The organism is Streptomyces sp. NPDC087901 (assembly GCF_044742205.1).
Taxonomy (GTDB): domain Bacteria; phylum Actinomycetota; class Actinomycetes; order Streptomycetales; family Streptomycetaceae; genus Streptomyces.
In genome coordinates, this window is record NZ_JBIUUC010000005.1 from 436,256 (window position 1) to 448,067 (window position 11,812).

Sequence of the window (11,812 nt, forward strand, 5' to 3'; positions counted from 1 at the left end):
GTCGGAGGACACATGATCTGGTACAGCGCACTGGTGCTGGCCGTGGCGGGCGAACGCCTCGCCGAACTCGCCGTCGCCCTGCGCAACACGCGCTGGGCGCTGGCCAGGGGCGGGACCGAGTCGGGTCGCGGTCACTATCCGGCGATGGTCGCCCTGCACACCGCACTGCTGGCGGGGTGCCTGGCCGAGGCCGGACTGGCGGACCGGCCGTTCGTGCCCCTGCTCGGCTGGACGATGGCAGCCGTGGTGGTGGCCGCACAGGCCCTTCGCTGGTGGTGCATCCGTACGCTCGGACCCCGGTGGAACACCCGCGTCATCGTGGTCCCGGGGCTGCCGCTGGTGACCGGCGGACCGTACCGCCTGCTGCGCCACCCGAACTACGTCGCCGTCGCCGCCGAGGGGATCGCGCTCCCGCTCGTCCACGGCGCGTGGGTGACCGCGGTGCTCTTCACGGTGCTCAACGCGGCGCTCATGGCCGTACGTGTCCGGTGCGAGGAGGCGGCGCTCGCCTCCTCGCCGGCCGGGGGCGTGCCGGCGTGATCGATGTCCTGGTCGCGGGCGGCGGCCCGGCCGGCCTGGCGGCGGCGATCCGGGCGGCCTCGCTCGGCATGGAGTGCGTCGTCGTCGAACCCCGCACCGCCCCCGTCGACAAGGCGTGCGGCGAGGGCATCATGCCCAGCGGGGTCGCGGCGCTACGGGCCCTGGGCGTAGAGGTCTCCGGCCACCCGTTGCGCGGGATCCGCTACCTGGAGGGCGCGCGCAGCGCGGAGGCCGAGTTCCGTGGCCGGACCGGGCTCGGTGTCCGGCGGACCGCACTGCACACCGCGTTGCACACGCGGGCGGTGGAACTCGGCGTGCGGATCGTGCCGGACAGGATCGCGGACGTGCGGCAGGGCCACGACCGGGTGGCCGCCTGCGGGCTGACCGCCCGCTGGCTGATCGCGGCCGACGGGCTGCACTCGCCCGTGCGCCGCGGGCTCGGCTTGGACGGCCCCGGCGCGGCGGTGCGCCGGTACGGGCTGCGCCGGCACTACCGCGTCACCCCGTGGACGGAGTTCGTGGAGGTCCACTGGTCCCGGCACGGCGAGGCGTACGTGACCCCGCTCGGGGACGGCCTGGTGGGCGTGGCCGTGCTGAGCGGGGAGCGGCTTGCGTACGAGAGGCATCTGGCGGCTTTCCCCCGCCTGGCCGCCATGCTCCTCGGCCGGGACACGGGCCCCGTGCGGGGAGCCGGCCCCTTGCGCCAGCAGGCGCGGGCGCGACAGGCCGGACGGGTCCTGCTGGTCGGCGACGCGGCGGGCTATGTGGATGCGCTGACCGGCGAGGGGGTCGCACTGGCCGTGGCGACGGCCCGTGCGGCAGTGGACGCGCTGGCATCCGGCCGCCCGCAGGACTATCCGGCCAGATGGGATCATCTGACCCGCCGTCATCGACTGCTCACCGCAGGACTGTTGGCGCTCGCCCGGCGTCCCGCCACGGCGCGGATGATCGTTCCCGCGGCGCACCGGGCTCCGGCCCTGTTCCGTGCGGCGGTCCGAGCCCTGCAGTAGGAGTCCCGGCCGCGCACCGAAAGGCGGGGGCGGGGAAGGGGCGGGGCCGTACGGAATCCGGGCAGGCGCAGGTCAGCGGCCCGACTGGTGGCCTCGTACCCCCCAACAGCACATGATCATCGTGAAGTTGCTGTGGCAGACTTCACCGTAGGAACGGTTTCACCTCATCTGTAACGGAGTTCGCCATGACGGCAGAGACGTCCCAGACCCCGATAGACACCAGCAGGCCGCAGTCGGCGCGCGTCTACGACGCACTCCTCGGTGGCAAGGACAACTACCCCGTCGACCAGGCCGTGGCGCAGCAGCTGCCCATCGAGGCGAAGATCGGCGCCCGGCAGAACCGTGCGTTCATGCACCGTGCCACGGCCTGGCTGGCCGGAGAGGGCATCGACCAGTTCCTCGACATCGGCACGGGCATTCCGACGGCGCCGAACCTGCATCAGATCGCCCAGGAGATCAACCCCGTCTCACGGGTGGTCTACTGCGACAACGACCCGATCGTCCTGCGTCACGCCGAGGCGCTGCTGATCAGCCGGCCCGAGGGCGCCACCGACTACGTACCGGCGGACGTACGCGAACCGGACACCATCATCGAGGCGGCGCACAAGGTGCTGGATTTCCGGCGCCCCGTCGCCCTCTCGATGCTCGGCCTGCTGCACTTCCTGCCCGACGACGTCGACCCGGTCGGCATCGTCCGCACGCTGACGAGCGCACTGGCCCAGGGAAGCCATGTGGTGCTGTCCCAGGGCGCGTCCGACGTCAACCCGGAGCGGGGGCAGCAGGGCGCCGACGAGTACGACAAGGGCGGCATCCGGCTCGCACTGCGCACCCGGGACGAGTTCGCCCGGTTCCTCGACGGGCTGGACATCGCCGAGCCCGGCCTGGTGACGGCCCCCGAGTGGTTCCGCGGGACGCCCGCACCGGAGCGGGAGCACAGCGGACTGTACGTGGCCGTCGCCCGCGTTCCGTAGCGGAACAGCGGAGCAGTCGAAGAAGGAGAGATACCAGGATGGATTCGGAACAACGCCCCACCGCCGCATCAGTTTTCGACGCCCTCGGTGCCGAATACGAGCGTGCGTTCGCGGGCTCCGCCGCGCACCGCGCGTCTCTGGAGCTCCTGCTGGAGCAGCTCGATCCGGGCAGCCGGGTGCTGGACATCGGCAGCGGCACGGGACGGCCGACCGCCCAGGCCCTGACCGACGCCGGCCACGAGGTGCTCGGCGTCGACGTCTCCCCCGTGATGGTGGACATCGCGTCCCGGCAGGTGCCCGCGGCCGAGTTCCGCTGCGCGGATATCCGTGAACTGCCTTTGGCGGACGGGAGTTTCGACGCGGTCTGCGTGTACTTCTCGCTCCTTCAGCTCTCGCGCGCCGAGCAGGCGGACGTACTGCGTCTGACCGCTCGGGCGCTTCGGCCCGACGGGCATCTGGCCGTGGCGACGGTGCCGCTGGACGTGGAGGGGGTGAGCGGCACGTTCATGGGCCAGCCGGTGCAGGTGACCAGCTTCGGCGAGGACGCGTTCACCGAGCTGGTGACAGGGGCCGGATTCACGGTCCTTGCGCAGGAGACCGACCTGTTCGTCCCGGACCATCCTGCGGCGGTGCCCGAACCGCATCTCTTCGTGCTGGCGCGGCGGCGCAGCTGACGCGGCTCGGCAGACGCGGGCTCGGCAGACGCGGGCTCGGCAGACGCGGGCTCGGCAGACGCGGGCTCGGCAGACGCGGGCTCGGCAGACGCGGGCTCGGCAGGCGCGGGCTCGGCAGGCGCGGGCTCGGCAGGCGCGGGCTCGGAAAGATTTTCTCGCGGATGTGTCACGTTTCCCCACCGGGGCGTTTCAGTGCAGTGCCGGACCGGCCACCGAGGCCGGCGAGAACACACCGGCACCCGCCGCATGAGGAGCCTCCACCATGTCCGTCGCCCACGTCGTCGTCACTCTCGTCGCTGCCGCCATGGCCGGGTACTCGGCCGGCGCCCTGCTCTTCCGCGCCCAGTGGGTCGTCCAGGCCCTGACCGACTACAGCGTCCCCCGCTCCTGGTGGACCTGGCTCGGTGCGGCGAAGGCCGCCGGGGCCGTGGGCCTGGTCGCCGGATTGTTCGTACCGGTCGTCGGGTTCCTGGCCGGGGCCGGCCTAGTGCTGTACTTCGCCGGTGCGGTCGTCACGGTGATCCGGGCCCGCTGGTACACGCACATCCCCTTCCCCCTGGTGTACGCGGCGCCGGTCGTCGGGGCCATGGTGCTGGGGCTCGCAGCCTGAACCGCCCGGCCTCGGGCGGCGGGGAGGGCGGCCGGTTCAGGAGTCACGCAGCCCTCCCGGGTCGCGGTGGGAAGCGATGTGCAGCGCGATGCGTCCGTGGCTGTGGCGGTCGATCCCGGCGGCGAGAGCCTCCCACTCCGCGAGCTTGAACTTCCTCGCGTCGGCCAGGTGCTGCCGTCGGTGGCCGGCCCGCGCCGCATCCGAGAGGATCGCGTACAGCGCCACGACCGGATCGTGCCGGTCGTTGTCGAACACCAGCAGGGCGATGTCCGGCCAGCGCAGTTCGTGCGTGGTCACCCACGCGATGCGGCCACCGGGAGAGCGTCGTTCCTCGCGGACGGTGACGGACTCCCGGTCCACTGTGATCCGGATGCCGCCGGCGCCGACGGTGACGGGACCGCTGGCCGCGTCCGGTGCCGCCTGACGGCCTCCGGGCGTGGCGGCCCCCGTCCCGGAGCCCGGCGGTGTGGAGTCCGTCCGCTGCCGGGGCGGTGCGGCCCTCGTGCCAGGACGCGTCGGCGGCCCGGCGATCCGTACGGAGAGGAACAGGTCCCCCGCCGACACCGCACCTTTCCCCGGCGTGCCCCGGCCGCGGAGCCGCAAGGTGCTCCCGTGCCGCACCCCGACGGGGATGCGCATCGTGACGGTCCGCGGGCCGCGACGGCCCAGGCCGCTGCCCCAGCACCGCGGGCACCTCCGTCCCACGCCTACGGTGCGTACCCCGGTGCCGGAGCAGTGCGGGCAGCGGGACCGGGCCCGGTAGCCGACGGACGTCGTGCCGCCCCCTTGGCCTGCTCGGGGGTCAGCAACACCTGGGCACGCACCGGCCCCCTCGAATGACTGCCCCACACGGCGAGCCCGCAGGCGCCGAGCATGAACAACGAGCCGACGACCATACCCACCCGGCCCGCAATGTCTGGGGCCCGGCCCACGTCCTCGACCTCGTCCCGGGTGAACCTGTGGTGGGAGGACCCGGCGTCTCCCTCGGTTGCCGGGACCGTCACACAGGTGTCGCCGACGACAACACCTACGTCGCCGGCGCACCTGACACCTGCGCCGAGCAACATGCCGAGCCCCCAGACAAGGATCAGGAATCCGACGACAAGCATCCCCAGAGACCTTTCGCGCCTCTTACTGTTCGCCACTGCTCCCCCAACCGACGTATGCGCCTCGGTCCACGGCCCGCGCCCGGTCCGCGTTTCGGTGACACGCCGGCGCACGGGCATGTCTGTTCTGACGCGCTTCTCCTGTACGGCAGTTGCACCTGCCCAGGGCCGAGCGTGCCGGGCCCGGCCAGGTGTGTTCCGGTGCGGTGCTGCCCGCCACTGAGATGCCGAACCTCGCACGAGGCAATACCGTCCAGGTGGCTCATACCGCGCTTCGGGAGGTGCTGATGCGGAAGGCGAGTCACGCTCGATGCCGCGCCTCTCACGGATTCCCTCGGGGGACGGCGGGCCAGGGATGTGCGCCGGGGGCCCCGCCCGTTGCGGCGTTCACCCATGCGGCGGTTCGTCGCGCGGCGGCCGTTCTGCTCACCGTCTCACTCGCGCTCTTCGCGCTGCCCCCGCCTTCGTACGCCGCTCCCCTTCTCCGGCCATCGGGCAGCGGCGGCGCCGTCGCCGTCGCCGTCGCCGAAGGGTGCGGCGAGGGGCCCGCGTCGTGCCACGGCGGCGTGAAGTGGCTGTACCGGTACAACTACTCGCTGGGAGCGCACCCTTTCACCAGCGCCCACGACGTACGCCGGCAGCTCACCGACAACTTCTGGCTGTTCCCGGTGAGCGGTGGATGTCCGGCCCGGATCCGGCCGGCGGACGAGTGCGATCTGCTGGGCGGAAACCCGGTCCGGGTGGAGGCCGTCGGTGACACCGACCTGCAGATCGCGACCCTGCCCGGCCACGATCTGGGCGACGGTCTGCACATCCGGTTCGCGTTCACGCGCACCTTCGGCTTCCACTACCTGGTCGTGAGTGCCTGGCAGGACCGGCCGACGCGGTGCACGGAGGGGGTGCTGTGCGGTGCGGCGAGCCGTGCGGGTGCCTGGGTGCTCTGGAAGGTACTTTCCGGCACGCTGGCCATCACCGCGTACGCCGCCTGACCGGCCGGGCGATTCGCCGCGCGGGGCTCTACTTCCGGGTGCCGCCGCCGATGCCGTCCGTCTCCTCTTCCGGTGTCGCCGCGTCCAGTGCGGCCGTGAGCCGGTCGAGGCGGTCCCGCAGCTCGTTGATCTCGTCGAGGTCGAAGCCTGTTGCGGCGGCGATCCGGCGAGGCACGAGCAGTGCCCGCTCGCGCAGGTCCGTGCCCTCGTCCGTGAGGTGCACGTGCACGGAGCGCTCGTCGCGGGCGCTGCGTTCGCGCCTCACCAGGCCCGCCGCCTCCAGTCGCTTCAGCAGCGGCGACAGCGTGCCGGAGTCGAGCCGCAGGTGCTGCCCCAGCACCTTCACCGGCAGCTCGCCGCGCTCCCAGAGCACCAGCATCACGAGGTACTGGGGGTAGGTCAGCCCCAGATCCTTGAGCAGCACCCGGTAGACGCTGCCGAAGGCGCGCGAGGCAGCGTTCAGGGAGAAGCAGATCTGCTGGTCGAGGCGGAGGTAGTCGGCCTCGGACGAGGCCTCGCGGGTGGAGCTGGGCGTGGCGGTCATGGGTTCAGCATAGCGCCGCACCCGCCATTTGATTGTGCACAACTGAGTTGTGTGCTTCACTTCAGGGGAAGCGGCCGGACATCGCCGCCGGAACATGACCTTCGAGAGGGAACGGTTTTCATGGAATCGATCTACACCGCCGTCGCCACCGCCACCCACGGACGTGACGGCCGCGCCGTGAGCTCCGACGGCAAGCTGGATCTGCAGCTGGCCGTCCCGGTGGAGATGGGCGGAAACGGTCAGGGCACGAACCCGGAGCAGCTGTTCGCCGCCGGGTATGCCGCGTGCTTCGCGAGCGCCCTGGGCCTCGTGGGCCGTCAGGCGAAGGTCGATGTGACCGACGCCGCCGTGACGGGTGAGGTCGGCATAGGCAAGCAGGGCGAGGGCTTCGGTCTCGCGGTCACGCTGCGCGTGGAGCTTCCCGCGTCCGTCGACGAGGCCACCGGCCGCAAGCTGGTCGAGCAGGCTCACCAGGTCTGCCCGTACTCGAACGCGACCCGCGGCAACATCCCGGTCGAGCTCGTCATCGAGTAGTCGAGCAGCGGATTCACGGCGGCGACGGGCACGCGTCGCCGCCCAGCCCGCGGCGGAAGCCTCCGGGTGGGGCGTGCGTCAGGCGTGGAAGCCGTTGCAGACGACGGAGGCGTACGCCGAGGGCCCATCCTCGACGTGATAGATCACGACGGTCCAGTCGCCCCGGTCGTCCCCCACCGGGATCGCGTCGACGGCGCGGTCACCGAAGTGGGCCCGGAAGTCGTCGGGATACCTGAGCCTGACGGTGCCGCCGGAGGACCAGCGCGCGTAGAGGTCGACCGGCTTACTGGTGAAACCGATGCCCTTGCTGACCGCCGTGAGCGGCCGGCCGGTGGCACGGTCGGTCTCATGCGGGGGCCGTACCCCGACGGAGACGTAGTAGGGCTTGGGCCGTTTGCCCTCCCCGACGTCCTTGGGGCGCATCGACACCGTGGCCGTGTCCGAGCCGGTCGTGTGCGTCACGGAGGACGTCAGGCCGTCCGGCGGCGATTCCTCGGGAAAATCGTCCGGATCACAGGATCCACTCCCCAGGGCGGCCTGGTACGAATCCGGCGACAGGGTCCAGCGGTCGTGCGAGACACGGTCGTTCGCCAGGTAGTCCGGAGGCCCGGCTGCCGGACTGTCACCGCCCGGACTCCTGCCCGCCGGACTGGACGCGGCCGGCTGCCCGGACAGGGTGGCCTCGGGCCTCGCCGTGCCACCGCCCTCGTTGCCCGATTCGGGGAGCAGCCAGACCGTCAGCGGTGCGGCGAGCGCCACCGCGCACACCGCGAGCCACGTCGTGCCCCTCGGGGCGCGGCCGGGACGGCGCTGCGGGTCCGGGCGGTCGGACGGGGCGGTGGTTCCGGGCGACCGCGTGGACTCGGTCACCGCAGGTCCCCCGACCTCCCGCGTGGCCGGCCCGCCTTCCTCCGGCCGGGTACGGACCCCCGTTCCCGCGGCCCGCAAGGTGTCCGGCTCCGGCCCCGTTCCCGGCTGCGGGTGCGCATTGGACGCCGTGGACGTCATGGCTCCGTGCTCGAGCGCGGGGCCGACCGCCTGCGCCACGGCGCGGTAGTGGGGATCCGACGCCAGCGGGGAGTCCACCGCGCATCCGGCGATCACGGCGGCCGGGTCCGGCCGCTGCGCCGGATCCTTGGCGACGCACGCGCGGATCAGCACGGCCAGTTCCGGCCGCACCCCCTCCAGGTCGATGTCCTCGTACACGGTCCGGAAGTTCACGGCCGCCGCGTCGCCTGCACCGTACGGGGGCCGGCCGGTCGCCGTGTAGGCGAGGGTCGCGCCCAGCGCGAAGACGTCCGCCGCTGGCCCCACCTCGTTGCGCAGCAGCACCTCGGGGGCGGTGAAGCCGGGCGTCCCGGACGCCACCCCCTCCCGTGTGAGGATCGTCTGCTCCAGTCCCCGCGCGATCCCGAAGTCGATGAGCTGCGGCCCCTGCGGCGAAAGAATGACGTTCTGCGGTTTCAGGTCCCGGTGCGTGACTCCGTACACATGGACGGCGGCCAGGCCCTCGGCCAGCGCGGCGAACAGGCGCAGCGCACTGTCCGGCGGGAAAGGTCCGCTCGCACCGACGGCGCCGCGCAGGGTGGGCCCCGAGACGTACTCGGTGGCCAGCCAGTAGGGGGACGTGTCGAGCGAGGCCTCGATCAACTGTGCCGTGTACGCGCTGCGCACGGTCTCGACCGTCGTGACCTCCCGCCTGAAGCGGACCAGCGCGTCGGGATGATCACTGATCTCGTCGCGGATGACCTTCACGGCCACCAGCCGTCCACCGGGAGACCGGCCGAGGTACACCTGCCCCATGCCGCCCGCCCCGAGACGGGCAAGCAGCTGGTAGGCGCCTATTCGCGCGGGATCCTGAGGTCGCAGTGCATCCACGGCCCGACTGTGCCACATCCGCCCGCGCGGCGGACCGGCAGGCGACAACTCACGCCGTACTTCCGGGCGATGGCCCACCGGCACGGGGAATCGGGAAGAACCGCCACACCCTCCTACGGTGCATCCCACCGGTTCAGCCCTCGGCGTCCGCCCGCTCCCCCGATGCCGCCCCCGCATCGCGGGCCGAGTCGGCGATGGCCTGGAGCGCGGCGACATGTCGGACCAGGGCGTCCCTTCCGGCCGGCGTGAGCGAGAGCCATGTACGGGGACGCCTGCCGACATGCCCCTTGCGGATGTGGACATAGCCGGGGGACTCCAGGGCCGTGGCGATCTTGCTCAGCGCCGAGTCGGACAGGCCGCAGCGGTCGCGGACAGTCGCAAAATCGGCCTCGACGCATGCGGAAAGGAAGGCCGCGACCGCCAGCCGGCTGGGGTGGTGGACGACCTCGTCGAGGGCGGGCCCCGGTCCTGGGTCGCCGGCGGCGGTCACACGCCCGCCTGGATCCCGCGCCGGGTCCGGCCGCCGCGTGCGGCGACCCGGCCCCAGGTTCCTAGTCCGACGACCACGGCCACGACCGCCGTGGTGACACCTCCACCGGCCCCGAGCAGGGCACAGACGGCCCACGCCGCACCGGCTGCGACAAGTTGCACGAGGACCTCGACCAGGTTGCCGCGCCGGAAGCGGGCGGAGAGCGGAAGCCGTACTCCGGTGGCGTGCGTCCGGGTGCGCATGAGCAGCAGGGACACGGCCCAGATGACGACGGCACCCGCCCACACCGGGCCCGGACGGCTCGTGTGGGTGAGCCCGTTGCCGACCACCACGACACCCGCCGCCACGGCGAGAGCCGCCAGCGGGCCGTACCACCAGGGGCAGGCCACCTTTCCGGGCAACGCCTTGGCGGACTCGACGGAGGCCAGCGCCTGGACCGCAGCCCGGGCCGACATCTCCTGGTCGTGCGGAGCGGACGTAGCGCCTTCGTGCATGGACATCGACTGCAACACCTTCCGGACAGAAAACCCTGGGTTGCATCATCGCATGTACTTTCCTGCATGGAAAGTACATGCCGATCGGACAGGACCGCACCGGTCCGGATGCCGTCGGCACTCCGGGGCCTCAGCGAGGAAGCGAGAGCTGCGTGGACACGCGTACAGCGGAGGACAGCAGCCCTTCCCGGACCTGAGAGGTCCGGTACATCCGGTCCGACCGGAAGGAGATCCCGAGGGACCCGACCTGATCGCCGCTGTACACGGGCACCGCGACGCAGGTGGTTCCGCGGGCGTACTCTTCCCGGTCCATGACCAACGGCGCTGCCGACGAGGCGTCGAGCTGCTGGATCAGTTCGTCCTCGCGCGTGATGGTCCGGGGTGTGAGTCCGGCGAGGGAGTGCCGGGACAGATAGTCGGCCCGCGCCTCCTCATCCAGTTCGCGCAGCACGCTCTTGCCCAGGGCGGTCGCATGCCCGGCGTCCTCGAAGCCCGCCCAGAGGTCGACCCGTGGAGTCCTGGCGCTGTCGACGATCTCCATGACCCGGATCTCGCCGTCCACGTACAAGGTCAGATAGACCGCGGCCGAAAGATCGTTCCGCAGCGCGGTGAGAACGGGGCGCACGCGCCCCGGCAACTCCTGGCCGTCGCGTCGCCCACCCGGCCCGGTGCGCGTGGCGGCAAGGGCGTACGTCCCGTCGCCCAGATCCGTCACGAACCCATCCCGGGCCAGCCCGGGCAGCAGCTCATGGACCGTGACCAGGGGAAGCCCCGCTTCCCGGGCCAGCTGCTGTGCGGTGGCCTCGCCCGCTCGCGCCCCGACGGTCTCCAACAGGCGGAGCGCACGCCTGACGGCCGTGACAGGCTCAGGTCCGGCTTGGTCGGCCATGTCCCCAAGCATCACCCCGGGGCCCGGGAGCGGCAAGGCGTCCCGCCGCGGGGCGCCGGCGAGGCCCTCGGCGCACGGGCCGTCGGGTCGACGTGACCTCGGACCGCCCCCCTCGCCCACCGCGCCCGGGACCGCGGGACACCCCGGCGAACCACCGCACACCCACCCGCGCAAGCGGCCCGCCCCGGCCCACCGCAGCACCAGGAGCGACAGGGAGTGGCGGCACCTGCGTCCCGACCCCTTCGGGTCAGCCCGTGACGATTCCGGCGACGAGGTTGATGGTGGTGGCGAGGATGCTGGCGCCGAACACGTACGACAGCAGACAGTGCCTCAGGACGATCGCGCGGAGCGCGGTGCTCGACACGTTGGTGTCGGAGACCTGATAGGTCATTCCGAGGTTGTAACTGAAGTAGAGAAAGTCGACGTAACGCGGCGGGTCTTCGGAGTTGAAGTCGATCCCGCCCTTCGGCACCCGGTAGTAGAAGTACGCGTAGCGGGTGGCGTACATCAGATGGAGTGCGGCCCAGGCCATGAACACTCCGCACAGCGCGGTCGCGGCCGCGGCGTGGTTCAGGTCCGACCGGCCGACCAGGAGCAGCAGCACGATGCCGACCAGCCCGCACAGGGCTGCTGCGACGACGACGAGTTCCTCCGCGACGGGGCGGAACTCCTCTCGCCGGGCGTTGCGACGGGTGGTGGCGGGATCCATGGGCCACAGGACGAGCCAGCCCGCCCCGACGAAGAGCGTCTGCACCGCGGTGATGCCGGCGAGCAGACCCAGCGGGCTGTTGGTCAGCCTGCCGACGACCACGCCGATCACCGCTCCGGCGACCGCCGAACCGGCGAGTCGGGGAACGGCTGACAGCGGCAGCAGATGCCTGGGGAACTTCAAGATCGACCGCCTCGCCGGCTCGATGAAGGTCTCGGACGTCCCGTACGGCCACGGACCCGCCCGGAGGCCGCGAAGGCCGCCGTCCCGTGGCAGTACAACCCGATTCCGAGACCTTCGCCACAGGGAAGGAACCCCACCGTCGCCCGGCACCGGAGTCCGGCGCGGCAAGGTCTCTCCGGCCGGATGGCGGG

The 11,812-nt window shown here is 72.0% G+C and carries 15 protein-coding genes; 7 read left to right on the forward strand and 8 right to left on the reverse strand.

The features are described from left to right. Positions 1 to 12 precede the first annotated feature (12 nt). The 5 genes from ACIOEW_RS19100 (at position 13) to ACIOEW_RS19120 (ending at position 3,805) form a co-directional block, all read left to right on the forward strand. The gene (locus tag ACIOEW_RS19100; RefSeq protein WP_362550503.1) at positions 13 to 540 is read left to right on the forward strand and encodes an isoprenylcysteine carboxylmethyltransferase family protein; all 528 of its coding nucleotides are present in this window, start codon (positions 13 to 15) and stop codon (positions 538 to 540) included. Continuing rightward, entirely contained in the window at positions 537 to 1,550 is a 1,014-nt protein-coding gene (locus tag ACIOEW_RS19105) for an NAD(P)/FAD-dependent oxidoreductase (RefSeq protein WP_401964789.1), read from the forward strand. The genes ACIOEW_RS19100 and ACIOEW_RS19105 overlap by 4 nt, the downstream gene beginning before the upstream one ends. Positions 1,551 to 1,735: 185 nt before the next feature. Continuing rightward, positions 1,736 to 2,521, forward strand: a complete 786-nt coding sequence (locus ACIOEW_RS19110) for an SAM-dependent methyltransferase (protein WP_401964791.1) — start codon at positions 1,736 to 1,738, stop codon at positions 2,519 to 2,521. A 38-nt stretch (positions 2,522 to 2,559) separates the two neighbouring features. Continuing rightward, positions 2,560 to 3,195: a class I SAM-dependent methyltransferase gene (locus ACIOEW_RS19115; protein ID WP_401964792.1), complete on the forward strand. Its 636-nt coding sequence runs from the start codon at positions 2,560 to 2,562 to the stop codon at positions 3,193 to 3,195. Between the two features lie 262 nt (positions 3,196 to 3,457). Further along, positions 3,458 to 3,805, forward strand: coding sequence for a DoxX family protein (locus ACIOEW_RS19120; RefSeq protein ID WP_362550515.1), 348 nt, complete (start codon positions 3,458 to 3,460; stop codon positions 3,803 to 3,805). 36 nt (positions 3,806 to 3,841) lie between these two features. Here ACIOEW_RS19120 and ACIOEW_RS19125 read toward each other — a convergent pair whose 3' ends face one another. Beyond that, positions 3,842 to 4,510, reverse strand: coding sequence for a DnaJ C-terminal domain-containing protein (locus ACIOEW_RS19125; RefSeq protein ID WP_362550518.1), 669 nt, complete (start codon positions 4,508 to 4,510; stop codon positions 3,842 to 3,844). Positions 4,511 to 4,512: 2 nt separating this feature from the next. Then, entirely contained in the window at positions 4,513 to 4,914 is a 402-nt protein-coding gene (locus tag ACIOEW_RS19130; RefSeq protein WP_401964793.1) for a hypothetical protein, read from the reverse strand. 449 nt (positions 4,915 to 5,363) lie between these two features. Here ACIOEW_RS19130 and ACIOEW_RS19135 point away from each other — a divergent pair, with 449 nt between their 5' ends. After that, the gene (locus tag ACIOEW_RS19135) at positions 5,364 to 5,900 is read left to right on the forward strand and encodes a hypothetical protein (RefSeq protein WP_401964974.1); all 537 of its coding nucleotides are present in this window, start codon (positions 5,364 to 5,366) and stop codon (positions 5,898 to 5,900) included. A 28-nt stretch (positions 5,901 to 5,928) separates the two neighbouring features. Here the strand turns inward: ACIOEW_RS19135 and ACIOEW_RS19140 are convergent, their stop codons facing one another. Continuing rightward, positions 5,929 to 6,444 (reverse strand): MarR family transcriptional regulator, encoded by a 516-nt coding sequence (locus ACIOEW_RS19140; RefSeq protein WP_362550523.1) that lies wholly within the window; start codon positions 6,442 to 6,444, stop codon positions 5,929 to 5,931. 120 nt (positions 6,445 to 6,564) lie between these two features. Here ACIOEW_RS19140 and ACIOEW_RS19145 point away from each other — a divergent pair, with 120 nt between their 5' ends. Then, complete coding sequence (locus tag ACIOEW_RS19145) at positions 6,565 to 6,978, forward strand: organic hydroperoxide resistance protein (RefSeq protein ID WP_362550526.1); 414 nt, start codon at positions 6,565 to 6,567, stop codon at positions 6,976 to 6,978. Between the two features lie 78 nt (positions 6,979 to 7,056). Here the strand turns inward: ACIOEW_RS19145 and ACIOEW_RS19150 are convergent, their stop codons facing one another. From ACIOEW_RS19150 to ACIOEW_RS19170, 5 genes are all read right to left on the reverse strand, one after another. Further along, positions 7,057 to 8,856, reverse strand: a complete 1,800-nt coding sequence (locus ACIOEW_RS19150; protein ID WP_401964795.1) for a protein kinase — start codon at positions 8,854 to 8,856, stop codon at positions 7,057 to 7,059. Positions 8,857 to 8,989: 133 nt separating this feature from the next. Continuing rightward, the gene (locus ACIOEW_RS19155) at positions 8,990 to 9,346 is read right to left on the reverse strand and encodes a transcriptional regulator (protein WP_362550532.1); all 357 of its coding nucleotides are present in this window, start codon (positions 9,344 to 9,346) and stop codon (positions 8,990 to 8,992) included. Beyond that, complete coding sequence (locus ACIOEW_RS19160) at positions 9,343 to 9,846, reverse strand: hypothetical protein (RefSeq protein WP_362550535.1); 504 nt, start codon at positions 9,844 to 9,846, stop codon at positions 9,343 to 9,345. Before ACIOEW_RS19160 ends, ACIOEW_RS19155 begins: the two co-directional genes overlap by 4 nt. Positions 9,847 to 9,970: 124 nt before the next feature. Continuing rightward, positions 9,971 to 10,729: an IclR family transcriptional regulator C-terminal domain-containing protein gene (locus ACIOEW_RS19165; protein WP_362550538.1), complete on the reverse strand. Its 759-nt coding sequence runs from the start codon at positions 10,727 to 10,729 to the stop codon at positions 9,971 to 9,973. Positions 10,730 to 10,976: 247 nt separating this feature from the next. Further along, the gene (locus ACIOEW_RS19170; RefSeq protein ID WP_401964797.1) at positions 10,977 to 11,621 is read right to left on the reverse strand and encodes a DUF1345 domain-containing protein; all 645 of its coding nucleotides are present in this window, start codon (positions 11,619 to 11,621) and stop codon (positions 10,977 to 10,979) included. Between the last annotated feature and the right edge of the window lie 191 nt (positions 11,622 to 11,812).

Coding starts and splice junctions, on each gene's coding strand:
- ACIOEW_RS19100 (WP_362550503.1), top strand. CDS start 13: ATGATCTGGTACAGCGCACTGGTGCTGGCCGTGGCGGGCGAACGCCTC.
- ACIOEW_RS19110 (WP_401964791.1), top strand. CDS start 1,736: ATGACGGCAGAGACGTCCCAGACCCCGATAGACACCAGCAGGCCGCAG.
- ACIOEW_RS19115 (WP_401964792.1), top strand. CDS start 2,560: ATGGATTCGGAACAACGCCCCACCGCCGCATCAGTTTTCGACGCCCTC.
- ACIOEW_RS19120 (WP_362550515.1), top strand. CDS start 3,458: ATGTCCGTCGCCCACGTCGTCGTCACTCTCGTCGCTGCCGCCATGGCC.
- ACIOEW_RS19130 (WP_401964793.1), bottom strand. CDS start 4,914: ATGCTTGTCGTCGGATTCCTGATCCTTGTCTGGGGGCTCGGCATGTTG.
- ACIOEW_RS19140 (WP_362550523.1), bottom strand. CDS start 6,444: ATGACCGCCACGCCCAGCTCCACCCGCGAGGCCTCGTCCGAGGCCGAC.
- ACIOEW_RS19145 (WP_362550526.1), top strand. CDS start 6,565: ATGGAATCGATCTACACCGCCGTCGCCACCGCCACCCACGGACGTGAC.
- ACIOEW_RS19160 (WP_362550535.1), bottom strand. CDS start 9,846: ATGTCCATGCACGAAGGCGCTACGTCCGCTCCGCACGACCAGGAGATG.
- ACIOEW_RS19165 (WP_362550538.1), bottom strand. CDS start 10,729: ATGGCCGACCAAGCCGGACCTGAGCCTGTCACGGCCGTCAGGCGTGCG.